General features: G+C 44.8%; 26 protein-coding genes. 8 read left to right on the plus strand and 18 right to left on the minus strand.

Translation table 11 applies throughout. From position 1 onward, the window contains the following. Positions 1–157 precede the first annotated feature (157 nt). The 9 genes from JZ784_RS06245 to rplM form a co-directional block, all read right to left on the minus strand. Complete coding sequence (locus JZ784_RS06245; protein WP_346314267.1) at positions 158–580, minus strand: roadblock/LC7 domain-containing protein; 423 nt, start codon at positions 578–580, stop codon at positions 158–160. 9 nt (positions 581–589) lie between these two features. Beyond that, a complete protein-coding gene (locus tag JZ784_RS06250; protein ID WP_005007723.1) occupies positions 590–1,135 on the minus strand; it encodes an ATP/GTP-binding protein in 546 nt (181 codons plus the stop codon). A 16-nt stretch (positions 1,136–1,151) separates the two neighbouring features. Then, entirely contained in the window at positions 1,152–2,135 is a 984-nt protein-coding gene (locus JZ784_RS06255; RefSeq protein ID WP_346314268.1) for a hypothetical protein, read from the minus strand. A gap of 86 nt (positions 2,136–2,221) precedes the next feature. Further along, positions 2,222–2,581: a hypothetical protein gene (locus JZ784_RS06260; protein WP_005007727.1), complete on the minus strand. Its 360-nt coding sequence runs from the start codon at positions 2,579–2,581 to the stop codon at positions 2,222–2,224. 408 nt (positions 2,582–2,989) lie between these two features. Then, positions 2,990–3,631, minus strand: coding sequence for a hypothetical protein (locus tag JZ784_RS06265; RefSeq protein ID WP_346314269.1), 642 nt, complete (start codon positions 3,629–3,631; stop codon positions 2,990–2,992). Positions 3,632–3,648: 17 nt separating this feature from the next. Then, positions 3,649–4,077, minus strand: coding sequence for a ClpXP protease specificity-enhancing factor (locus tag JZ784_RS06270; protein ID WP_346314270.1), 429 nt, complete (start codon positions 4,075–4,077; stop codon positions 3,649–3,651). An 11-nt stretch (positions 4,078–4,088) separates the two neighbouring features. Continuing rightward, positions 4,089–4,739, minus strand: coding sequence for a glutathione S-transferase N-terminal domain-containing protein (locus JZ784_RS06275; protein ID WP_005007733.1), 651 nt, complete (start codon positions 4,737–4,739; stop codon positions 4,089–4,091). A gap of 360 nt (positions 4,740–5,099) precedes the next feature. Then, on the minus strand, positions 5,100–5,486 hold the full coding sequence (gene rpsI / locus JZ784_RS06280; protein WP_005007735.1) for a 30S ribosomal protein S9: 387 nt from the start codon (positions 5,484–5,486) through the stop codon (positions 5,100–5,102). Positions 5,487–5,499: 13 nt separating this feature from the next. After that, on the minus strand, positions 5,500–5,928 hold the full coding sequence (rplM, locus tag JZ784_RS06285; RefSeq protein ID WP_005007737.1) for a 50S ribosomal protein L13: 429 nt from the start codon (positions 5,926–5,928) through the stop codon (positions 5,500–5,502). A 336-nt stretch (positions 5,929–6,264) separates the two neighbouring features. Between rplM and pdxA the strand changes: the two genes are divergently transcribed. The 3 genes from pdxA to JZ784_RS06300 are packed head-to-tail and all read left to right on the plus strand — an operon-like array spanning position 6,265 to position 8,935. Continuing rightward, on the plus strand, positions 6,265–7,248 hold the full coding sequence (gene pdxA / locus JZ784_RS06290) for a 4-hydroxythreonine-4-phosphate dehydrogenase PdxA (RefSeq protein ID WP_346314271.1): 984 nt from the start codon (positions 6,265–6,267) through the stop codon (positions 7,246–7,248). Between the two features lie 33 nt (positions 7,249–7,281). After that, complete coding sequence (gene rsmA, locus JZ784_RS06295; RefSeq protein ID WP_005007744.1) at positions 7,282–8,097, plus strand: 16S rRNA (adenine(1518)-N(6)/adenine(1519)-N(6))-dimethyltransferase RsmA; 816 nt, start codon at positions 7,282–7,284, stop codon at positions 8,095–8,097. Beyond that, complete coding sequence (locus tag JZ784_RS06300; protein WP_346314272.1) at positions 8,090–8,935, plus strand: symmetrical bis(5'-nucleosyl)-tetraphosphatase; 846 nt, start codon at positions 8,090–8,092, stop codon at positions 8,933–8,935. Before rsmA ends, JZ784_RS06300 begins: the two co-directional genes overlap by 8 nt. A gap of 70 nt (positions 8,936–9,005) precedes the next feature. Here the strand turns inward: JZ784_RS06300 and JZ784_RS06305 are convergent, their stop codons facing one another. From JZ784_RS06305 to hflX, 6 genes are all read right to left on the minus strand, one after another. Further along, a complete protein-coding gene (locus tag JZ784_RS06305; RefSeq protein ID WP_005007748.1) occupies positions 9,006–9,458 on the minus strand; it encodes a DUF2147 domain-containing protein in 453 nt (150 codons plus the stop codon). Between the two features lie 50 nt (positions 9,459–9,508). Continuing rightward, entirely contained in the window at positions 9,509–9,958 is a 450-nt protein-coding gene (locus JZ784_RS06310) for a DUF2147 domain-containing protein (RefSeq protein ID WP_005007750.1), read from the minus strand. Positions 9,959–10,098: 140 nt separating this feature from the next. Beyond that, positions 10,099–10,545, minus strand: coding sequence for a DUF2147 domain-containing protein (locus tag JZ784_RS06315; RefSeq protein WP_346314273.1), 447 nt, complete (start codon positions 10,543–10,545; stop codon positions 10,099–10,101). Between the two features lie 88 nt (positions 10,546–10,633). Next, positions 10,634–11,308 (minus strand): LrgB family protein, encoded by a 675-nt coding sequence (locus JZ784_RS06320; protein WP_005007753.1) that lies wholly within the window; start codon positions 11,306–11,308, stop codon positions 10,634–10,636. Between the two features lie 10 nt (positions 11,309–11,318). Next, positions 11,319–11,690, minus strand: coding sequence for a hypothetical protein (locus JZ784_RS06325; RefSeq protein WP_005007756.1), 372 nt, complete (start codon positions 11,688–11,690; stop codon positions 11,319–11,321). 43 nt (positions 11,691–11,733) lie between these two features. Further along, positions 11,734–13,062, minus strand: a complete 1,329-nt coding sequence (hflX, locus tag JZ784_RS06330) for a ribosome rescue GTPase HflX (protein WP_346314274.1) — start codon at positions 13,060–13,062, stop codon at positions 11,734–11,736. Between the two features lie 378 nt (positions 13,063–13,440). Between hflX and JZ784_RS06335 the strand changes: the two genes are divergently transcribed. Continuing rightward, positions 13,441–14,253, plus strand: coding sequence for a lysophospholipid acyltransferase family protein (locus JZ784_RS06335; protein ID WP_219190067.1), 813 nt, complete (start codon positions 13,441–13,443; stop codon positions 14,251–14,253). Positions 14,254–14,290: 37 nt separating this feature from the next. Here JZ784_RS06335 and JZ784_RS06340 read toward each other — a convergent pair whose 3' ends face one another. Next, the gene (locus JZ784_RS06340) at positions 14,291–15,916 is read right to left on the minus strand and encodes a phospholipase D family protein (RefSeq protein WP_346314275.1); all 1,626 of its coding nucleotides are present in this window, start codon (positions 15,914–15,916) and stop codon (positions 14,291–14,293) included. A 103-nt stretch (positions 15,917–16,019) separates the two neighbouring features. Here JZ784_RS06340 and JZ784_RS06345 point away from each other — a divergent pair, with 103 nt between their 5' ends. Next, complete coding sequence (locus JZ784_RS06345; RefSeq protein ID WP_219190065.1) at positions 16,020–17,030, plus strand: metallophosphoesterase; 1,011 nt, start codon at positions 16,020–16,022, stop codon at positions 17,028–17,030. Between the two features lie 164 nt (positions 17,031–17,194). Then, the gene (locus tag JZ784_RS06350) at positions 17,195–17,542 is read left to right on the plus strand and encodes a hypothetical protein (protein ID WP_346314276.1); all 348 of its coding nucleotides are present in this window, start codon (positions 17,195–17,197) and stop codon (positions 17,540–17,542) included. Positions 17,543–17,624: 82 nt separating this feature from the next. Here JZ784_RS06350 and JZ784_RS06355 read toward each other — a convergent pair whose 3' ends face one another. Then, on the minus strand, positions 17,625–18,938 hold the full coding sequence (locus JZ784_RS06355; protein ID WP_005007770.1) for an MFS transporter: 1,314 nt from the start codon (positions 18,936–18,938) through the stop codon (positions 17,625–17,627). 142 nt (positions 18,939–19,080) lie between these two features. After that, positions 19,081–19,728 (minus strand): hemolysin III family protein, encoded by a 648-nt coding sequence (locus tag JZ784_RS06360; RefSeq protein WP_005007771.1) that lies wholly within the window; start codon positions 19,726–19,728, stop codon positions 19,081–19,083. A 103-nt stretch (positions 19,729–19,831) separates the two neighbouring features. Here JZ784_RS06360 and JZ784_RS06365 point away from each other — a divergent pair, with 103 nt between their 5' ends. Together JZ784_RS06365 and JZ784_RS06370 are read left to right on the plus strand one after the other, a co-directional pair. Next, a complete protein-coding gene (locus JZ784_RS06365) occupies positions 19,832–21,052 on the plus strand; it encodes an SAM-dependent methyltransferase (RefSeq protein ID WP_346314277.1) in 1,221 nt (406 codons plus the stop codon). Between the two features lie 9 nt (positions 21,053–21,061). Next, positions 21,062–21,484: a GNAT family N-acetyltransferase gene (locus JZ784_RS06370; RefSeq protein WP_346314278.1), complete on the plus strand. Its 423-nt coding sequence runs from the start codon at positions 21,062–21,064 to the stop codon at positions 21,482–21,484. Positions 21,485–21,525 lie beyond the last annotated feature (41 nt).

Raw genomic sequence — 21,525 nt, forward strand, 5'->3', positions numbered from 1 at the left:
CTCAGAAGTGAAACCTCTTAGCGCTGATGGTAGTGTGGGGTTACCCATGTGAGAGTAAGTCATCGCCAGCTCATTATTCGAAAAACACCCCTAACTCAAGCAGTTAGGGGTGTTTTTTTATGCGTGGGAAATAGCTTTAAAAGGGGGAATCTATTCGTTAAATCAGTTCTAAATCGGCTGATTTAATAGCATGAGTTGTCTTTTTAATAGCATATAAGAGCTGTCCCAATAAAACATCTTTATCTGCCATAGCAACAATAATCATTGGATGATTTTTTGCAGGTATCGCGGAAAGTACGACTTTACCATTTTCGGCATCTAATGTAATGGATTGACAGCCTGTTAGGTGAATTTCTTGCGTAAATGCCGTAACCATCGCCAAAATTGAGCTGCTGACAGCAGCCAGTTTGCCTTTATTGTAAATATCTCTTTTATAAAGGCTGGCAAGTTCAAAGCCATCAGTTGAACAAACCATAACAAAATTGACACCGCGCACATTGGATATGATGTCTTGCAGTTCTTGCTTTGCTTTGTCGATCAATTCAGCTGAAGCAGCTCGTTTTTCTTTAATATTGAACATATATGCTCCTTAAGCGCTAATGTTGTGATTGACTTCTACAGCTGTAATAAGGGCTTCAAGCAAAAGCAAAGCATCTTCTTTTTTTCGGGCATCTATAAAAAATAAAGGGCAGAATAAATCTTGCCCAATTAGCCATTCTTTATAAATGGACAATGAGTGATGGTTGCTATTAACATCAACGTGTGTAATGCCAATCGCAAAATTATCCGTATAGTTTTGGAAAGTTTCTAAAAAGGTTTCAAGCTCTTGCAATGGCGCATCACAATTATGGTCTATTAAAATAATTGCGCCTATCGCGCCTTGGCAAATGACAGGCCAAATAAAATCAAAACGGCTTTGCCCAGGGGTGCCGTATAAGCCAATTTTAACGCCATCTTCTAGCGTTACTTCGCCATAATCAATGCCGACAGTGGTTTCCATTTTTGCATGGCTTTCTTGATCTGTATTAAATGCTTCAGTAAGAAGCACTGGTATGTCTGAAAGCGAACGGATGGCCTCTGTTTTTCCAGCGCCCATTGTTCCTGCAAATACTATTTTGTATTGCTGTAAAATCATGCAACTTCTCCTGTCGCTAGAAACCGAATTTTCTGCGTAATTTTCCAAAAAAGCTTGCAATCATGTTTTCTTCGGAATGAGTGTCTGCTTTTTCAGGGGGAGTGTAATGGTTATCCCAAAGATTGATTTTGCTGATATTTCCAGCAGCCATATTGGCGGCGATAAATTGGCGCACCATTTCTATTGGAATATTGTGCTGCTCTGCAATTTTTGAGATTTTAGCGCCTTGCACAAAACACGCAGACATCTGGAATATTTTTTTACGGTGCTTTGTATCATAAGGCTTAGGCCAAAAATGGATGCGGTAGTGGCCATCATCCGGCGCTATTTGATAAAAATTAGGCGATTTCCAGAATAAGTTCCAAATCCAATCTTGAAGAATGTGGCTGTTTTTTCTAGATACTTTAGTCAGATCTGTCGTTGATGCGAAATCATAATTAAAACTGAAATCTGTATGATTTAAAGTTCTTTCTGGATTGCTGTAAGCTAGATTGTTTGCAATATCGATGACGCCGAGTGATCCGTGCGTGTCAAAAATGTGCAATTTGTTATGCGCTTCAGCATTATGCATTTCTTTAAAATAGCTTTCAGAGAAATGGTGGTCTTCAGGCAATACTGTATAGAGATGCTGATTAGCTATATGTTTTGCCTCATCATCTATTGGCTGATTGTTTTGAACAATATAGTTTTTAATCCATTCATCTAATTCTACTGAATCAAGCAACGGCAAATACAAGGTATTATTTCTTAATTTTCCGCAAAGGGAGTCATCTTTGGCAACTTTAAGCCATGGAAATTTACGGTTGTTCAGAACTCGTTGTATTCCCTCGGTTTCGAAGAAATTTTCATGAATAAATAAGCAGTCTAAATTAATGTCTGAAGCTGTTTTCCATTGGATGGAGAATTTTTCATTAATAATATTGCCAAGCTGGGATTTCAGCTCCTCCGCATCATGGATACTTAAACCTGATATTGCAATATTAATATATTGCTTACTCATTGTTATCTCTCTATCTGCTTGTGGAATTTTGTGTAGGCCAATTAAAAATTCCCTGCATATTTTGATATGCAGGGAATTTAAGGTATTTAGCTAAAGTCTAATTCTTTTTCATAAGCTTTGAGCTCATGCCTAGCCATTGCGAGGTTCGACTTAGAGCGGTCAAGAACCAGATACAGGAAGACATTTGCATTTTGTTCCAATGGACGGATCAAATGGTATTGTTTACCGAGCGTAATCAGAATATCTTCGATATGGTCATTTAAGTTCAATGATTGAGCTACACGGCGCTTTGAGCGTACGACTTCAGTATTCCCCGCCGCCGCCAGCTCTAAATCAATTCCGCCTCCGCCTTGTGTTGCAAGCGCTAGCCCGCTTTCCCCATCAACAAGCGCTGCCGCAATAAAACCATCAATATTGGTAAGTGAATCTAATGAAACTTTAGCCATGATTTTTTCCCTCTTACTGGTTTTGTAAATGATTATTTATTGTGTTGAAGCCGGTAATTAAAGACTTTGTTAATTACTTAATTTAATTATAGGAGGGGGGCATGACATTTCAATAAAATAATTTTGATGCGTTAATTTGCTTGTATTTTTGTCTTTTTTTTTTACAAATGGCCTGATGCTAAGCGTGATGGAAGTATCGATTATTTTGTTTTTTAGTGTTTGAACGCTCTTTTTTTTACTGCCTTAAATTTGTGTAAAGAAATGTAATTCGGTAAAAATATATGCGAAATGTTCATCATTATTTTCATTTTTTTACAAAAGTATACATTGTTGATAAATTTAGTCGGTATTCTGAAATATTGACATAAAAAAAGATCAGTATTTACTGATCTTTTTTTATGTTTTCTTTTAAGCAAATATATTGCAAACAGCAGAATAAAGTACCCATAAAATAACAACGGCTACAAGAGGTTCTGCGACTTTTGACCATGCTGGAATGATCGGGGCAGTTTCTTCCTGTTCGTGGCCTGTGTGCTGATTCACCATTTGATTGAACTCCTTCATTGATTCCTCTAATGATAGCTCATCTGCAATTATAGGTTTGGAACCTTTTAATTCTAAAAGGTTGTTTGTTGACCAAACCCAATTGTCGGCTTGCCCGGATAAATGCTCGATTTGGCCAAGCAGCAGTTCGCGGATGCTCTGCAGAGTGTGATTGCCTGTATCATGCAGCTGTTTCAGTTCGGTGAGCTGGCGCTTGAATATTGCAGCGGTTAATTCCTCGAGCTCCGTACGGGGAAGGCTGGAGGCGTTTTCTTTAGAGGTTGTTAAATGCCGTGCAACTTCCTGCACGTATAAATCATCTGGAGAAGTAATTTCTTGATAAACTTTTTTGTCATTTAAGCGCCATTGGCTAATGAGCTCACCGAGCGTTAAAGCATTTATTTCAGCAATATGGCTCCGCTTATCTTCCTTGGAGAGATGGGGGAGAAGCTCAGGCTTTTGAGTCTCTAATTGTTCTGCAAAGTACTGTACTAAGTCAAAAGCCATTTTACTGCTCCATATTTTTAATCTAATAGCCTTAAGCTAGGTTTTTTCTTTGGCGGTTCATTTTTTTGTTCAGTGTCTGATTTTAAAGCATCTTCGCTATTTTGGATATGCTGATATTCAGTTGGATCAAAGAATAAGCCTTGGCCATTTTCACGGGCATAGATGCCAAGCACCGCTGAAAACGGTACGTACAAATCACGTGAAACACCGCCAAAACGTGCAGAGAAGGTGATTGCATCATTGCTCATGTTTAAGGCGTGTACTGCATGCGGTACAAGATTTAAAGTGATTTGGCCGTCTTGAATAAACTGCTCTGGCACCATGGTATTGGGCTGCGTTGCATCCACAAGCAGGTAAGGTGTGAGCTGATTATCGCAAATCCATTCATAAATGGCGCGGGCCATGTAAGGGCGGGTTGGGCTGAGGTTTAATTCTTGTTCAGACATATGGGGCTCGATTAATTCGACAATAATTCACTGTAACGGTTTTTTTCCTGCAATGTCATGGATTTTACAAAAGCAGGACGGTTGAAAATGCGCTGGCAATACAGGTGGATCGGACGGCAGTGCTGTTGAGGCAGAATAATTCCCATCGTTTTTAAGCGTAAAAAAATGGGCGCCAGCATGCAGTCCAGGATACTGAAATGCTCTGACATGAAAAAGGGAAAATGCTGAAATAATGGGGTGAGTGAGACCAGTGTATCCCGCAGTTTGCTTTGCGCTTTTTTTTGAGCATTGATATCCAATGAATCTGCATGGCGCAGCATGATATCGGCAAGATTGAGCCAGTCCTGCTCAAAGCGCCAAATATACTGGCGCTGTTCTGCGCGCGGCGCTGGAGCATCGGCATACAGCTTATTTTGACGGTAACGGTCGTCGATATATTCAGAAATGATGCTGGCTTTAAACAGCTTCAGTTCATTTTCTACCAGCATGGGCAGCTGATTGTAAGGATTTAAGCTGGCGAGATCTTCGTCATCTTCATCGGTCAAAACCAGATTGTACTTGATTTGCTTTTCCGCAAGGACATAGCGGATCCAGTGGGATCGAAAATCATCTGCATGGCTATACAGCGTGATTCCTTGAGGAGGGGCATTCTCGAGTGACATAAATCCTGAACAATCTGTTTTGAATGAGATAGGATACTAAAAAACACCCATAAAATCACGAAACAGTTTGAATTAATCGATGTTGCCTGATCTTGGAATTTGACAGCACTTCTCTTTGCACGGCGCGGCATTCTTTTTTGGATGATCAGCTGGTTGCGGCCGGATCAAGCTATCCTGCTTCTTATTTTGAGGCTGATGCTGACCTCATTGTAAAAACTATTGAAGACGGTGTTATTGGTCTGCTCTTTGGGGAGGGGCTAATGATGTCACGTCAATGTTTTATACGCTGTTTTGCTTGATTGATGGAATAAAAAAAGCCTTGGATAATCCAAGGCTTTTTTGTCCGATTCGGTAAACGAATTAACGTTTAGAGAATTGAGGACGTTTACGCGCTTTACGTAAACCAAGTTTCTTACGTTCAACTTCACGAGCATCGCGAGTAACGAAACCAGCTTGACGAAGAGCAGGCTTAAGCGTTTCGTCAGAAGCGATCAATGCGCGAGTAATACCGTGACGGATTGCGCCAGCTTGACCGCCAATACCACCACCAGCAACAGTGATGTAAAGGTCATATTTTTCAGTAGCTTCTAAAAGCTCTAGAGGTTGATTTACAACCATGCGAGCAGTTTCACGACCGAAATACTGTTCAAGAGTACGGTTGTTGATTACGAGTTTGCCTGTACCAGCTGACAAGAAAACACGTGCAGTTGCGGTCTTACGGCGACCTGTACCATAATTAGTAGCCATGTGCTGTTATCCCTTAGATGTCCAAAACTTGTGGCTGTTGAGCAGCATGTGGATGCTCTGTACCTGCATACACTTTCATTTTCTTGATCATTGCATAACCAAGAGGACCTTTTGGCAACATACCTTTAACAGCTTTTTCTAAAACTGCTTCTGGTTTGTGAGCGATTAACTTTTCAAAGTTAGTCTCACGGATACCACCAGGGAAACCAGTGTGGCGATAGTATTTCTTATCGTGAGCTTTTTTACCAGTCACAGTAATTTCTTCAGCATTGATTACAACGATATAATCGCCAGTGTCAACGTGAGGAGTATAAGAAGTTTTGTGCTTACCGCGTAAACGACGAGCGATTTCAGTCGCAAGGCGACCTAAAGTTTTGCCAGAAGCATCAACAACGTACCAGTCGTGTTGAACTTCAGCTGGCTTAGCGCTGAGAGTTTTCATTAAACCACTACCTATTATAGTTGGTTTGGACTATGGAATCTGTCCAAACAAAAGGAGACGCGATTCTAAACGAAAACGTGAAGAATCACAAATGAAAATATTAAATTTCAAGCGCTGTATTTTATACCACTTTAAATGAAAAACCTAGCATGCGGTTTAAAAAATAAGCTAAAAAGATACATAGCGCCAGACAGGCGGAATTTAACAGGTTTTTTGGTTTGCGCTGCAGCTGCGGAGAATGCCCTTTATTGCTTTCAGGGTGAACCTAAAATTACGCAGCAATGCTGTATAAGCTTTTTAGGCTGTAAATTTGTACTAAAATAGGAGCAATTGATAATGCAGAAGAACCTCATGCTTCCTTTATATGTGACCAGCGGTGAACCTGCTGGAATTGGCCCGGATATTTGTTTGAGTTTGGCAGAACGTATTGATGAACGTCCAATTGTGGTGCTGGCAGACATCAACATGCTGCGTGATCGTGCCAATATGCTGAAACAAGATATTCAAATCATTGAATATATGGGGCAAACAGAAACGTCTGCACAAGGTCAACTTTATGTAGAGCATGTGCCTTTAGCTAATCCTGTGGTGATGGGGCAGCTGGATGTCAAGAATGCGGCCTATGTGCTGGAGCAGCTGCGCCGTTCTGCGGATTATGCAATGTCGGGAAAAAGTGTGGGCGTTGCGACTGCGCCTGTGCAAAAGTCGATTATTAATGAAGCTGGGATGCATTTCAGCGGCCATACCGAATATTACCAAGAGTTTGCGGGTGCAGAACGGGTGGTGATGATGCTGGCAACTCAAACTTTACGTGTGGCTCTGGCAACAACGCATTTGGCTTTGCGTGATGTGCCGGATGCCATTACGCAAGAGCGCCTGCATCAAGTGATTGATATCCTTATTCATGATTTGAAAACCAAATTCAAAATTGAACATCCGCATATTTTGGTCTGCGGCCTTAATCCGCATGCCGGCGAGGGCGGTTATCTGGGCATGGAAGAAATTGACGTGATTAATCCTGTACTGGAAAGCTACCGCGCTCAAGGTGTGAATATGAGTTTAAGCTTGCCGGCCGATACTTTATTTACCCCAGAAAATTTAAAAGATGCGGATGCCGTTTTGGCGATGTATCACGATCAGGGTTTACCTGTGTTAAAATCGCAAGGCTTCGGTGAAGCCATTAATATTACTTTAGGTTTGCCTTTTATCCGCACTTCTGTAGATCATGGCACAGCGCTCTCCCTTGCGGGTACAGGACTGGCAAAAAGTTCAAGCTTGCATGCCGCTGTTGATTTAGCCCTCGATTTGGCTCGCCGCTGATTTTTACCCATTACTCACGTTGGAAATGTTTTTATGTATCAAATTAATGCCTTAAACCCAAAAGATGAAGGGCATCACACGCGCAAGCGTTTTGGTCAAAACTTCTTACATGACCAACGTGTCATTGCAAAAATAGTCCGTTCAGTTAATCCTCGCGCCGGCGATAATGTCGTGGAAATTGGCCCGGGTTTAGCCGCTTTAACGTCACCTTTAATTGGCGAATGTGACGCTTTGACTGTGGTCGAGCTTGACCGTGATTTGGCTGCCGGCCTGCCGGGGCGTGTTCCGCATCCAGAGCGTCTGACCATTGTTGAGACGGATGCGCTGAAGTATGACTTTACTGAATTATTTCAGGATGGCCGCCCGCTGCGCGTAGTCGGCAACTTGCCATACAACATCTCGACGCCATTGCTGTTCCATCTCTTGGAATTTGGCGACAAAGTGAAAGACATGCATTTCATGCTGCAAAAAGAAGTCGTGGATCGTATTACGGCATCGCCGAACACCAAAGAATATGGCCGCCTGTCCGTCATGATTCAGTATTTCTGCAAACCGACCTTTTTGTTTGAAGTGCCGCCTGGCTCATTTAACCCGCCGCCAAAAGTGACTTCGGCCGTTTTTCGTTTAGAGCCTTATGCAGTGAAGCCGATTGTGGCGAAAAATGAAAAAGCCTTGGCGCGCTTGGTCTCGCATGTCTTTACGCAGCGCCGCAAAACATTGCGCAACAGCTTAAAAGGCATGCTGGCGGAAGATGGTTTCGAGAGTGCTGGCGTTGATCCGATGGCGCGTCCTGAAACTTTAACCCTAGCGCAATTTGTCGCTTTGGCGGATCAGATGGTGGATGCATAAGATGGCGCGCTATAACTATGTTATTGGTGATGTGCAGGGCTGTTTTGAAGCTTTAAAAGCATTGCTGAAGCATATTCAATTTGATGCGGATCAGGATTTTATCTGGTTTGCTGGCGATTTGGTGGCGCGCGGTGAAAACTCAATTGGCGCATTGCGTTTTATTAAAAAGCTGGTGGACTGCGGTGCAGCCGCCACGGTGCTGGGCAATCATGACCTTAATTTGCTGGCTGTTGCGCGCGGCATCAAAGAAATCAAGGAACAGGACAATACCCAAGACGTGATTAATGCCTTGGAAAGTGATGATTTGATTGACTGGCTGCGCAAGCAGCCTTTGTGCTTGCTCCCGGATGACGGTACGGTGCTGACGCATGCCGGCATTCCCTGCAATTGGACTGCAGCGCAGGCTGTGGCCTTAGCCAAAGAAGTTGAGGCGGTGATAGGCCATGATGACCTTGCTGTGCTCGATAGCTTTTTAAAAGAGATGTATGGTAAAAAACCAGCGCTTTGGTCGGATGAGCTGCAAGGCAATGAGCGCTTGCGCTGCATTACCAATTATTTGACCCGCATGCGCCTCACAGATGCTGAAGGCCGCATGGAATTCAGCTTCAAAGATGCTTTGGATGAGCCGATGCCCGAGGGCTTCCGGCCGTGGTTTGAATTTGAATCGCAGGCTGCAAAAACCCACCGAATTTTCTTTGGCCATTGGGCGGCATTGCAGGGAAGAACAATCTCTGACCGCATACAGAATGTCGATGGCGGCTGCGTCTGGGGCAATCAGCTGATTGCCTGCCGTTTGGAGGATCAGGAAATATTCCGTGTGGATAATCCGATGTTCTAAAATGATTCTTCTGTAAAAGCAGAAACAATAAAAAAGCCGCAAATAATTGCGGCTTTTTTTCGAAATAAAATTAATCAATGCGCAGCCAAGTCTGATTGCGGCCTAAGGTTGAAACCCCCATATAGGCGCGTAAAGTGAGGCGTTTGCCGGTCGCATTCAGTTTTACTTTTGCGTTATACACTTTTCCTGCAAGCGGATCGATGACACGGCCCTTTTCATAATTGCCGGTGCCGTCAACATATTTTAAGCCCTTGAGAATCTCCATGCCTAAAATAGGCTGATTCTTGTAAGGCGCTGGACAGTCATTGCATGTCTTTTGAGGTGTGTAGCCCGGTCGAGGCGTAATTTTGACAATTTTACCGGTGTAGGTGCCATTATCTTCTTTACGGATTTCAATAACCGCTTTTGGCGACCCTGTTTTATCATCAATAGATTGCCAAGTGCCTGTTAAGTCCTGCGCTAATGCTGAACCGCTAAATGCGGCGCCAAGCAAAAGGAGCCCCAATTTCAAATTCCGCTTCATAAAACCCCTAAATGATTCGTCACAAAATAAACAGATATGGATATAAAACTTTAATCTTGGCGAATCCATGTCTGTGTACGGCCAATCGCGGATATGCCAATATATCCTCTTAAAAGCAAGCGTTTACCGTTAGCTGACTGCTTGCCTTTCAAATTGTAAATTTTACCTGAAAGCGGATCAAGGATTTTCCCTCCAGAGTACACATTTTCACCGTCAGATTTTAAATTCTTAAAAACATCTAAGCCAAGAATAGGCTGGTTGGTATAAGGGGAAGGGCAATCGACACATTTTTCACGCGGAGTATAGCCGGGACGCGGCGTGATTTTGGTGATTTTTCCGGTAAATGTCCCGTTTTGTTCTTTGCGGATATCAATCAGCGCCTTAGGGGATCCTGTTTTGTCATCAATCTGCTGCCAAATTCCCGTAAGATCTTGGGCAAAGAGTGTAGAACTGAATGAAAGCAAACCTGCGAATGAAGCCCATATAATATTTCTCTGCATTTTTATTCTTCCTTTTTATCGCCTGAAATCCAATTTCTGAATCTAATTTTATGCTATGCAAGGTGAAGCTATTATGCAACTGAGCTTTAGAAAAATATTTTAAAACAGCATTTTAATAAAAAACAGCTGCGCGGTTGCGGTTAATCCTGACGTATCCATGTTTGGCTGCGGCCTAATGCTGAAACTCCGACATAGCCGCGCAGAGTTATACGCTTGCCATTTGGGCTTAATTTCGCTTTGGTGCTGTAAAGCTTTCCTGAAAGCGGGTCGAGAATTTTCCCGCCGGAATAGTTGTTCTCACCGCTTGGCTTTAACCCAGTCAATACATCTAAGCCGAGAATCGGTTTGTTGGTATAGGGTGAAGGGCAGTTTACGCAGGTTTCTTTAGGCGTATAGCCTGGGCGCGGCGTGACTTTGATAATTTTAGCCGTATAAGTGCCGTTAGATTCTTGGCGGATTTCCAGGACTGCTTTTGAAGAGCCCGTTTTGTCATCAATATTTTTCCATAGCCCCGAAATATCACTGGCCCAAAGCATGCTTGAAAAACTGCTCAGCATTAGCGCAGCGGTCAATTGAAATTTTCCCATCAAAATCATCCTTTTTTAATATGAAAAACGTCTCTTGATCATATGCTGGATTTTTAGGCAAAACAATTGTTTAAAAATGATTGTTCAGTCACATTTTTTGCAGGAAAAAGATAAATGAGGGCAGCCAAACAGCGGTAAAGACCGCATTCACGGCCATGCCAAACGCGGCGTAGCGTCCAGCCACACTGCCGCGCTGCCATGCCTGAGCTGTGCCGATGGCGTGCGCAGCCAGTCCCAGCGCTAAGCCGGAAGCGCGTTCATCGTTGATATGCCGTAAAATTAAAGGGGAAAAAGCAGCGCCAATTACGCCGGAAAGAATCACAATTAAGATGACCAGCGGCACGGGCGAATGCAGCAGCGCGGCGATGTTAATGGCAATCGGGGTGGTCACTGCCCGGGTTGCAAAAGCCATAATGGTCGGATCAGATAAGTGAAGCAGGTACGCCAATCCCATCGGCAAGGCAACAGCGCTGATGCTGGCAAAGACTAAAATGCCGCCTACCGCCTTTAATGGCAAATCATCATAGCGCATTGCCGCTAAAGGAATCGCCAAGGCCACCGTGACATAACCCAGTAAGGTGTTGAACAGCGGGTTCACTTGCGCCATGTAGTTTTCATAAGGGATGCCAAAGAGATACAGCATGCCGATCACAAAAAACATGCCAATCACAATGACTGGAATTTGCGGTAATTTTTTATTAATCGGTTTGGCCGCAAGATAGGCAATCAATGTGATGAAGAATGCGGAAATTATTGCAAGCATGTTGATTCTCCTACAGCCACTTCTTGGACATTTTTGCATACACCCAAAGCGGGATGAGGGTGCTGACGAACAGGACGATTAAGAACATCGGCGTTTCATCGCCTAAATGCATCATCATCAGCAGTGAGCCTGCGCTGATCGGCAGAAAGGCAAACGCGCTTTCTTTCATAATCTTGTTGTTGGTATCGACTAAACTCGCTGGAATTTTCTTGAATTTTCTCCACAAAGCAAGCACCGACAGCAGGCTGATGAGGCCGGCTAAATTGCCCAGTTCCGGGTGGCCGAATTGTTTCATAACCCAGACGGCACCTTCACGGAAGATGATAATTAAAGCAATTGTACCTATCCATGCTTTCCAGTCGATGCGCTTGATCCAGTCCATTTTGATCTTTCATTAAAATTTAACTAATCACGTTTTAACCGATTTAGTCTTTGATTTCAAATTCTTCAAGCGGTTTTTGAAATAGGCGGGCGCGGTCGCCTAAAATTTCAGAGATAGGCAAATGCGCCTGTTTAATCAGCTGTTCTAATTTATGCGGCGCCATGATGACATGCAGATGCAGATTGCCTTGATCATCATATTGTTCAGACTGAATCACATTCAGTTCATACAGCTGATTGCGCAGCTTGCCGTACGCGGGTTTTAAGTTCAGTTCAAAACTTTGGATATTGCCCATCAGGCATTCATGCACGGCTTGCCTGAGAAGGTCGAGCCCCTGCTGCGTATGCGCCGAGATATAGACACGGCCGGGCTGGTGCGGCGCCGTATAAATGATTTTGGCCTGCTCGCCCGTGGCATCAATTTTGTTGTACACCTGAAGCACAGGCACGTCTGCGCCAATTTCTTTCAGCACTTTTTCGACCGCTTCAATCTGTTCCAGCATGTCTGGGCTGCTGGAATCAATCACATGCAGCAGTAAAGTCGCTTCAACGGTTTCTTCCAGCGTCGCTTTAAAAGACTCCACTAAAGAGTGCGACAGGTTGCGGACAAAGCCCACCGTATCGGCCAAAACTAAATTGCCGATGCCATCCCAATTCAAGCGCCGTAGCGTCGGATCCAGCGTTGCAAACAGCTGATCTGCCGCATAGACATCACTGTCTGCCAGAATGTTGAATAGGGTTGATTTTCCGGCATTGGTATAGCCGACTAAAGACACCGTTGGAACAGCGGCTTTTTGACGGGCGACACGGCCTTGCGTACGGGTCTGTTTGACTTTCTCGATTTTAGCTTTCAGCTGCCCCATGCGGATGCGCAATAGGCGGCGGTCTGTTTCTAAAACCGTTTCACCCGGCCCGCGCAAGCCGATGCCGCCTTTTTGACTGTCTAAGTCGCCGCGGCTGCGGATTAAGCGGGAAGACAGATGCTGCAGCTGCGCCAGTTCAACCTGAAGCTTGCCTTCATAGGTGCGCGCGCGCTGTGCAAAGATATCTAAAATCAATTCGGTGCGGTCAACCACGCGGCAATGCATGATTTTTTCCAGATTGCGCGCTTGGGCCGGGGTCAGCGCATGGTCAAAAATCACCAGATCCGCTTCATGCTGTTCTGCAAGGGCTGCAATTTCTTCGGCTTTGCCGGAACCAATAAACAGTTTGGCATCGGGTCTGATGCGCTGCGCATGAACGTGCTCTAGAATTTCAGCGCCTGCAGACTGTGCAAGCAAATGAAATTCTTCGGCATCCAAATCTTCCAGCATTTGTACCGAAACACTGACCAAGATAACCTTTTCACCGCGCTGCTGCTTTAAATGATCCAATCTGCAAAACCTCCTGACTAAAACACTATTCTAGGCGAAAATGAGCTGGAGCGGGGGAATGCTGAATTTAAATTGTGCTGTAAAAGCCATGCGCAAAAATAATTATCAGCGCGCTGTATATGGTGGATGCGGCGCCGATGAACATTAATACAGCCCAATAAGGCGCTGCCGTTTTACTGCTGTGCTGATCATTCATAGGGGCTTTCTATTTGTAAAAACGATAATAATATTTTTAAATATTTATATAATCGATGGAAATGGGAAATGCTGATGCCCAGTTTCGGTTTTTATGATCAATGCAAAGTGACGCGCTTCGGTATAGTATGCTATGCAGATTGTGGTTAAAAATTTAGCCGTTTTGTGACTAGTGATAACTGTATGAATGAATCTGCTGCACCGACATCGTCAAATTTAAAAGGGTTCTCTCGCTTTTCCCTGTATGTGCGCAAGGTGATTGCGTCGATTGGCGCGATAGCCGAAGGTTTTTATCTGGTGTATTACTATCAGCTGTATAAAGATCCGAATAATCCTGCCAATACGCGTTATGTGCAGTTTTTTTGCCGCAAACTGTGCAAGGTCTTCAATATTGAAGTTGAAGTGCATGGCGAGATCCCGCGCCGTCCGGCATTATGGGTCAGCAATCATATTTCCTGGCTAGATGTCGCCGTATTGGGCTCGGGCGCGCGGGTGTTCTTTTTGGCCAAAGCTGAAATAGAAAAATGGCCTTTGCTGGGCAAGCTGGCGAAAGGCGGCGGGACGTTATTCATTAAGCGCGGTTCTGGCGATTCCATTAAAATCCGTGAGCAAATGACGGCTTTTTTAAAGCAGGACAGCCCCGTGCTGTTTTTTCCAGAAGCGACGACATCGGATGGCACGCGGATAAAAAAAGTGCATGGACGCCTGCTTGGGGCGGCGATTGAAGCCCAGCGGCCTGTGCAGATTTGCCTGATTTGCTATGTGAATCAGCAGGGGCAGCTGGATATGATTGCGCCGTATGTCGATGAAGTTTCTTTCGCCAAGCATGTGCAGAGCGTGCTGGAAATGCCGAAAGTCACAGCGCATTTGATGGCGCTGCCGGCGATTGATACGGCTGGGCACACCGTGGAGAGCTTGACTCAGGAGGTTCAGCTGAAAATGACTGAAGGTTTGGTGAAATTGCATGCGCAGGTGCTGAATCAGCCTGCAGGATAGGCAGCGTTTGCTATTGTTTTAATGCAAGATAAAAGGCTTACATAAAGCCTTCTGCCGGCAGCCAGGAGATGATTTTCATGCCGGCGCGCTGCCACCATTTCATTTTGGGTTCTTTATAGTAAGTACGGGTTTGACCGTTTTCCAGCTTAATTTTCCAGTTGATGTGCTGATTGGCGTCCAAAACCAGCTTATAGGCATATTTGCTGAGGTTCTGATCCATCGTGGTATGAACTGCGCGCGCCAAAGACGGGCTGTTCAGCAGTACGCCGATTTCGGTATTTAAATAGGCCGAGCGCGGATCGAAGTTAAAAGAACCGATAAACACCTGTTTTTCATCCAGCGCCATCAGTTTTGCATGCAGGCTGGAACGGCTCAGGCCTTTTATGCTGACTTTGGCTTTGCTGGCCAGTTCATCGGTATTGATATTCAAATTTTCCGCGTTGGGATTGGACAGAAACTCATACAGCTGCACATCATTTTCTAATAAATTCTGACGGTATTTTTGATAAAAAGCGTGTACCAGCGGGACATCATTGGCCTTGTATGAGTTGGTCAGGACACGAACCTGCACGCCGTTCTGACTTAAGTCATTCAGCTTTTTTGCACCATGCTTTTCCGGCACAAAGTAGGCCGACACAATATCCACACTCTGTTCTGGATTGCTTAAGTGGTTCAGCAGCTGAAAGTTGAGATGTTCTTCCTTTTTGGCTTTGGCTTTAATTTTGCTTGGCGAGTCTTTGACGACTTCGGCTTTGACCCAGTCGAACTGAATTTGGTTATTCAGCCATTTGTCAAAGGCATGCGACCGGTTGGCCAAGTCGAGGTAGTTTTGTACCGTAATTTCCTGATTGAAATCATTCAGCTGCTGCTTCAGCCCGTCAAAACGCAGGGTATAGTGGCGCGGATTGACCAGCTGCTTGACTGGAAATGCATAGTCATCATTCCAGTATTCATCAAAAGAATGAATGATTTCGTCTGAAGCCGCGCCGACCAGCATGACATCGACATCTGAAAACTGATAATTGTCGCTGAAATTGTAATATTGATTGCTCATATTGCGCCCGCCAATCAAGGCAATCTGATTGTCAGCAATAAAGCTTTTATTGTGCATGCGGCGGTTGATGCGCTTTAAGTTTAAGAGCATATCCATCGCGCGGTAATGCCTGAAGCGGTAAGGATTATAGAGTTTGACTTCGATATTGGCATGCTGATCCAGCGCCAGATAAATGCCTTCCATTTTTTTTGCATTGTTGTCATCAATCAGCAGGCGGACTTTGACCCCGCGGTCTGCGGCTTGAATAATGGAATGCAGGGCCATCGAGCCGATTTTGTCATTGTCCCAAATATAATATTGCAGATCTAATGATTTTTCGGCTTTATTGATCAGCTCCATACGGGCCGCCAGCGCTTCCAGCGGGTCGTAAAGCACATGATAGCCTGTTAAGCCCGGATTGGCATCGCGCAGCGGCAGGACAATTTTTGCCAAGGCGGTCGCTTCAGTGGGGGTGCTGAAGGCATATTCCATAGGCTGCACGGTTTGCTTGGGCAACGTCGAGCATGCAGGAAGCCCTAAAATCAAGCTGAAACCGAGTGCAGCCGCTGCTGATTTAGAATAATTCAGCGGCTTTACAGCGCCCGTAATGCCATGTGCGGTATTGATCATGCGTGCAGAAAATCAAAAAATTAGAATTGAGTATAATTGCGAGCTATGAAAAGATAAATATAAGGTCGGTGAATTCCAGCTGGTCAATTTGTTGAGTATTCGTATGTGGGATCAAAATTCCGTTGTGATTTATTTTTATATTGGTATGGGGCTGCTGGCGCTCTGGGGGATTTCTCAGGCGTGGCTGAGCCAATTGCGCACGGAAACCATTCATCCCTTTAAAGCTTTTGTGCATTTGCTGGCTTTTTATCTGTCCTATTTGCTGATTCCTTTGTTCTTTTTCAGCATATATGCAGGCTGGAGCGGTTACTACTTTCCGCATGAAGCGGTTTTTGTATTTTTAGTCAGCGGCGTGCTGTGCTATGCGCGCTTTATAGAACCGCATCTTATTCAGCTGAAAACAACACGCTATCAGCTGCATGACGATAAAGCGATGCTGAAGCCTGTGAAAATCGCTTTGGTTGCCGATCTGCATATCGGCTTATTTTCAGGCCATGAGCGCCAGTTAAAGCTGATTGTGAAAAAGCTGAATAAGGCCCAGCCGGATTTGGTGGTGGTGGCCGGGGATTGGACCTATGAACCTGAAAATAAACTGGCGGAAGAGCTGGCGGTGCTCAAAGAGATTCAGGCGCCCGTATACTCTGTGAATGGCAATCATGATGAGCAGTATCCTGGACCGCCTATTCAGCAATTATTGCAAGGCGCGCTGCAGCAGAACAATGTCATGGATATTGAAGGGCAGGTGGTTGAATTCAATGAATTCAGACTGATTGGCATTGGCGACCTGTGGGCGGGCAAGGCGGATATGCGCTTTATGCCGGAATTGCCGCAGGATAAGCCATGGATTATTTTGTCGCATAACCCGGATACTGTAGATATGGTGCCTGCGCTTCCGACCCGGCCGTTAATGCTGTCAGGGCATACGCATGGCGGGCAAGTTGAGCTGCCGTGGCTAACCGACTTTGTGATGAAAAAGGTCTCTATTTTGGGCCATAAAAAAGGGCTGTATCAGCATGAGCATGCGGATGTCTTTGTGACCGTGGGCACCGGCATGGTTGGCGTGCCTTTCCGATTCAGGGTGCCGCCGACAATTGATATTATTGAATTAATCTGATTTTTTAGCTTGTTATGTAGACGTATTTCACATTATATTAAAATAGTTAAACGCAAAGTTTAAATGAAGCGGCAGCAAGGCATTGCCTTAAAAGCGTGCATATCTGCTGATTCTGAAGCTCCGGCTTTAACACAAAGCATAGTGAATAATAAGAGTAGAACAATATGTCAGAATTTCATAAGGAAGTTGGAACGTTATTTGGACTCTCTGAGCAGCAGTCAGCACAGCTGGAGCAGGGGTTAAATCAGCTGGTACAGGACTTTTCCACAGCTGCTCAAGTCGAAAATCAATCTTTTTCTGCTGATTTTTATCAAAAATTTCAGCAGCTGGCTGCGCAAAATGGCTTGTCTGAAGCAGACATTGAACCCTTGGTGAATGTCTTGTATTTCACTGAGGATCATCAGCAGGCGGTGACCTATATTGTGCCGAGTTTCTATAATTCAGGGGGCGACCGGGAAGTATTTTCAGATACTTATCAGCTGATGATGGAGGATCTGCAGCAGTCACTATAAGCTGTTCAATAGGCCAGCCCAGCAATAAAAAAAAGCCGATGCATTTTGCATCGGCTTTTTTTATTGCATGCTGAAACAAGCTTTAGATTTGATTGTTTACATCATCGTTTTTGGTTTCACGGATTGCCAGGAAGGCAAGAAGTGAAAGGAGTGATGCCGCGGTGAGATAGTAGCCAACCGCATATAGGCCATATTCAGTGGCAAGCTTGGTTGCAATTAAAGGTGCAAATGAAGCGCCGAAAATGCCTGCTAAGTTAAAAGTCAAAGCGGAACCTGTGTAGCGTACTGATGTTGGGAAAATTTCAGACAGTACGGTGCCGATTGGGCCATAGGTCAAGCCCATGATGGATAAGCCAATACACAGAAATAGGAACACCACAACGGTACTGCCAGATTCAAGCATCGAAGAGAACACTAAGCCGAATAATGCAGAAACAATACAAACCGCGATAGAGGTGGTTTTACGGCCAAATTTTTCCGCCAATATTGCAGAAAGCGGAATAAAGGCAGCAAAGCAAAGCGTTGCAAGCAATTGCAGTTCTAAGAACTCAGCGCGTGAATAGCCAAGTTTGGTTGTTCCCCAGTTTAAGGCAAAAACGGTGGTTAAATAGAACACCACGAAGGTACAAATCGCGGCGATTGTACCCAGAATCAGCATGCCCCAATGTTTGGTCATGACTTCTTTAAACGGGATGTTTACTTCTTTTTGCTTGTTTAACACGTTTTGGAATGCAGGGGTTTCATGCAGCTTCAAGCGGATCCATAAACCCACAATCACTAATAGTGAACTGGCAATGAATGGAATACGCCAGCCCCATTGCATAAAGTCTTCTTCAGACATGAATGCGCCAAGGGTCAGGAATGAGCCTGTCGCTAAAATAAAACCAATCGGCGCACCCAATTGCGGGAACATCCCATACCAGGCGCGTTTGCCTTCAGGCGCATTTTCAGTTGCAAGCAGGACAGCGCCAGACCATTCACCGCCTAATCCGAGCCCTTGGCCTAAGCGGCAAAGTGCAAGCAATAACGGCGCAGCAATGCCAATTTGCGCGTAGGTTGGAAGCAAGCCAATACTGACGGTCGATATGCCCATAGTCAGCAGAGCGGCAACCAAAGTGGCTTTACGTCCAATACGGTCGCCTAAATGGCCGAAGAATGCTGCGCCAATCGGGCGGGCAATAAAGGCAATCGCGAATGTCGCTAAAGACTGAATGGTGGCAGTTGTAGGATCTGTGCTTGCAGGGAAGAACAAATGCGGGAAGATCAGCACAGCGGCTGTTGCATAAATATAAAAATCGAAGAATTCGATTGTTGTACCTACAAGGCTGGCTGTAAGTACGCGGAATTTTGAATTGGCTGCCGGCTCTTGAGCTGCAGCTGTATTTGTTGACGCCATGATAGACCTTACACTTACTAAAAATAAAAAAGCTTAGTTTTAAAAGCGCAATCTTTTTAAAAAAGGCGTAATTTCTTAAAAAAACAACAGCAATCGCCTCTATTCCGCTCGCTCAGGGTCGCTGAAATGAAGAATGAGATGATTAAATCACGTATAGATAGATAGACAGGAAGTGTGATCCTGCTCCTATCAGTACAAAAATGTGCCAGATAGCGTGGGTATATCTTACTCTTTTTAATGCATAAAACAATGCGCCGACGGTGTAAGAAAGCCCGCCAATGATGAGGTAGGTTAAAGCTTGAGCGCTTAGGAAGCGCTGCATATCATCAATGACCAGTATCGCCAGCCAGCCCATGAGCAAATAAGCGATCAGTGAAATTTTATGGAAAGAGTTAATGAATATTAACTTGAATAGTGTGCCAATTAGAGCAATGACCCATAAGGCAATCAGCAAATAGTGGGCTTTTGCCGTTGGAATGGCAATCGCCAGAAAGGGCGTGTAGGTGCCTGCAATTAAATAATAGATGGCGGTATGGTCTAGTTTTTTATAAAAGTAGCGGCGGTCAGCGGTGGTTGCCATATGGTAGAGCGTTGATGCAGAGAACAGCAGAATCATGCTCAACGCATAGACCCACAGCCCAAACCATTGCCCAGCAGGCAGGTATGATCCCTTTATAATCAATAAAATACCTGCAATGATGGATAATACTGCGCCAAGGCCGTGGCTGAGAAAGTTCAAGCGTTCTTCAAACTGGTCATAGTCTTGAACAAGCGGAGCGTTATTCGTCATTTAATGTCGCTCATATTTAAATATACATATGTATAGTAATTCAATTTTGCTTTTCGTGTAAGAAGATTTAAACTTTAACAGCAATTCTTTTTAGGTTTTATATATGTCTGCTTCGGCTTCGATCTTCCCACAGGAACAGCAATTCCTCGATGCGTTTCAGCAAGCCGTTGATGCACAGCGTTTTGAGCGCTTAATCCTGAGTCAGTATAAGGGTGAACTCGCACAATTGGAAAAAATAACCTTGCGGGCTATTTCTTTGCAAAATGAGCCGGCATTGAGCTGCCTGTATCGCTATAAAACCCAGGACGTCACTAAAAACTACCCTTTAAGGGAGGCTTCGGCACAGGTGGCCGCTTTACTTCAGCATTGCAAACAGGCGAATTTATTGACTCTAGATGAAGAACTGCAGCTGAAGAAAAATAAGAAAAAAGCCATGCTGACCCTCAGTAAAAATAAATCGGCATCTAAAGATGCGGCGGAACAGCAGGGGCACGACCGAATTAAACAGCGTTATGTCGATCAAGACAGCCAATTTTTGCAGCCGCTGGGCATTACCGATGCCAAAGCGCAGATTATTCCAAGCATGGCGCGCAAGTGGAAGCAGATTAATAAGTTTGTTGAAATTTGCGCGGGGGCTTTAGAACAGATTCAGCCGGCCGAAAAGCCTTTGCACATAGTGGATTTCGGTTCCGGCAAAGGCTATTTAACCTTTGCCTTATATGATTATCTGGCCAAACACGGCCAAGTTCCATTTGTCACAGGGGTGGAACTCAATCCTAAAATGGTGGAGTTTTGCCAGCACGTTGCGGCTGAAGCGGCCTTCACGCAGTTGGATTTCTTTCAGGGCGATGTGCGGACCTATAATCCAGAACAGCTGGACGTGATGATTGCCCTGCACGCCTGTGATGTGGCCACTGACTTTGCCATTCATACCGGTATCCGCTTAAATGCGCAAATGATCATGTGCGCGCCGTGCTGCCATAAAGAATTGCGCCCGCAGCTGTACAGTCCTGACGTGCTGAAGCCGATGCTGCAATTCGGCATTCATGCCGGACAGCAGGCAGAAATGCTGACCGATACCATTCGTGCACTTTTGCTCAAAGCTTATGGCTATGACACCAAAGTCTTTGAATTTGTGGCACTGGAACATACCAGTAAAAATAAGATGATTCTGGCCACCAAGCGTCAAGATTATCAAGCGCCGGATCAGCAGGTTTTGGCGCAAATTCAGGCCTTGAAACAGATGTACGGCATTCAGAAGCATTCTTTAGAGCTGCTGCTGCAGGATCAATGGGATCAGCAGGATATTGGCTGCAAGTGCTGAGGAATGAAAATGAGCCAATTTAAGATTGTTTCGGGATCATGGGCTGACTTGCAGCAGGCGATTAAGCCGATTCGAGAGGCGGTGTTTATTCAGGAGCAGCAGATTGCCCCGGAGGATGAATGGGATGCAGAAGACGCCGTATCCCTGCAATTTGCGGTTTATGATCAGCATCAGCCCATTGCGACTGCACGATTATTGCAAAATAACAGCATTGGCCGGGTAGCGGTATTGAAGTCACACCGCGGTTTGGGCATTGGCAAATTGCTGATGCACGCCATTATCCAGCAGGCGAAATCTGAACAGCGTGAATTTTTAAAACTGTCATCGCAAGTGCACGCCATACAGTTTTATGCAGGTCTGGGTTTTCAGGTGGAGGGCGATGAATATATGGACTGCGGCATTGCGCATATTGAGATGTATTTGAAACTCTGATCATCCGCGCATCACAGTGGCTAAGCATCAGTCCGATGCTG

It is taken from the genome of Acinetobacter sp. CWB-B33, assembly GCF_039655955.1.
In the GTDB taxonomy this organism is placed as follows: domain Bacteria; phylum Pseudomonadota; class Gammaproteobacteria; order Pseudomonadales; family Moraxellaceae; genus Acinetobacter; species Acinetobacter bouvetii.

Coding starts and splice junctions, on each gene's coding strand:
- JZ784_RS06360 (WP_005007771.1), bottom strand. CDS start 19,728: ATGACGAATAACGCTCCGCTTGTTCAAGACTATGACCAGTTTGAAGAA.
- JZ784_RS06335 (WP_219190067.1), top strand. CDS start 13,441: ATGAATGAATCTGCTGCACCGACATCGTCAAATTTAAAAGGGTTCTCT.
- JZ784_RS06350 (WP_346314276.1), top strand. CDS start 17,195: ATGTCAGAATTTCATAAGGAAGTTGGAACGTTATTTGGACTCTCTGAG.
- JZ784_RS06325 (WP_005007756.1), bottom strand. CDS start 11,690: ATGGACTGGATCAAGCGCATCGACTGGAAAGCATGGATAGGTACAATT.
- JZ784_RS06250 (WP_005007723.1), bottom strand. CDS start 1,135: ATGATTTTACAGCAATACAAAATAGTATTTGCAGGAACAATGGGCGCT.
- JZ784_RS06370 (WP_346314278.1), top strand. CDS start 21,062: ATGAGCCAATTTAAGATTGTTTCGGGATCATGGGCTGACTTGCAGCAG.
- JZ784_RS06270 (WP_346314270.1), bottom strand. CDS start 4,077: ATGTCTGAACAAGAATTAAACCTCAGCCCAACCCGCCCTTACATGGCC.
- JZ784_RS06355 (WP_005007770.1), bottom strand. CDS start 18,938: ATGGCGTCAACAAATACAGCTGCAGCTCAAGAGCCGGCAGCCAATTCA.
- JZ784_RS06260 (WP_005007727.1), bottom strand. CDS start 2,581: ATGGCTAAAGTTTCATTAGATTCACTTACCAATATTGATGGTTTTATT.
- JZ784_RS06245 (WP_346314267.1), bottom strand. CDS start 580: ATGTTCAATATTAAAGAAAAACGAGCTGCTTCAGCTGAATTGATCGAC.
- JZ784_RS06305 (WP_005007748.1), bottom strand. CDS start 9,458: ATGAAGCGGAATTTGAAATTGGGGCTCCTTTTGCTTGGCGCCGCATTT.
- JZ784_RS06300 (WP_346314272.1), top strand. CDS start 8,090: ATGCATAAGATGGCGCGCTATAACTATGTTATTGGTGATGTGCAGGGC.
- pdxA (WP_346314271.1), top strand. CDS start 6,265: ATGCAGAAGAACCTCATGCTTCCTTTATATGTGACCAGCGGTGAACCT.
- JZ784_RS06340 (WP_346314275.1), bottom strand. CDS start 15,916: ATGATCAATACCGCACATGGCATTACGGGCGCTGTAAAGCCGCTGAAT.
- rpsI (WP_005007735.1), bottom strand. CDS start 5,486: ATGGCTACTAATTATGGTACAGGTCGCCGTAAGACCGCAACTGCACGT.
- JZ784_RS06310 (WP_005007750.1), bottom strand. CDS start 9,958: ATGCAGAGAAATATTATATGGGCTTCATTCGCAGGTTTGCTTTCATTC.
- JZ784_RS06365 (WP_346314277.1), top strand. CDS start 19,832: ATGTCTGCTTCGGCTTCGATCTTCCCACAGGAACAGCAATTCCTCGAT.
- JZ784_RS06320 (WP_005007753.1), bottom strand. CDS start 11,308: ATGCTTGCAATAATTTCCGCATTCTTCATCACATTGATTGCCTATCTT.
- rplM (WP_005007737.1), bottom strand. CDS start 5,928: ATGAAAACTCTCAGCGCTAAGCCAGCTGAAGTTCAACACGACTGGTAC.
- JZ784_RS06315 (WP_346314273.1), bottom strand. CDS start 10,545: ATGGGAAAATTTCAATTGACCGCTGCGCTAATGCTGAGCAGTTTTTCA.
- JZ784_RS06255 (WP_346314268.1), bottom strand. CDS start 2,135: ATGAGTAAGCAATATATTAATATTGCAATATCAGGTTTAAGTATCCAT.
- JZ784_RS06345 (WP_219190065.1), top strand. CDS start 16,020: ATGTGGGATCAAAATTCCGTTGTGATTTATTTTTATATTGGTATGGGG.
- JZ784_RS06275 (WP_005007733.1), bottom strand. CDS start 4,739: ATGTCACTCGAGAATGCCCCTCCTCAAGGAATCACGCTGTATAGCCAT.
- JZ784_RS06265 (WP_346314269.1), bottom strand. CDS start 3,631: ATGGCTTTTGACTTAGTACAGTACTTTGCAGAACAATTAGAGACTCAA.
- rsmA (WP_005007744.1), top strand. CDS start 7,282: ATGTATCAAATTAATGCCTTAAACCCAAAAGATGAAGGGCATCACACG.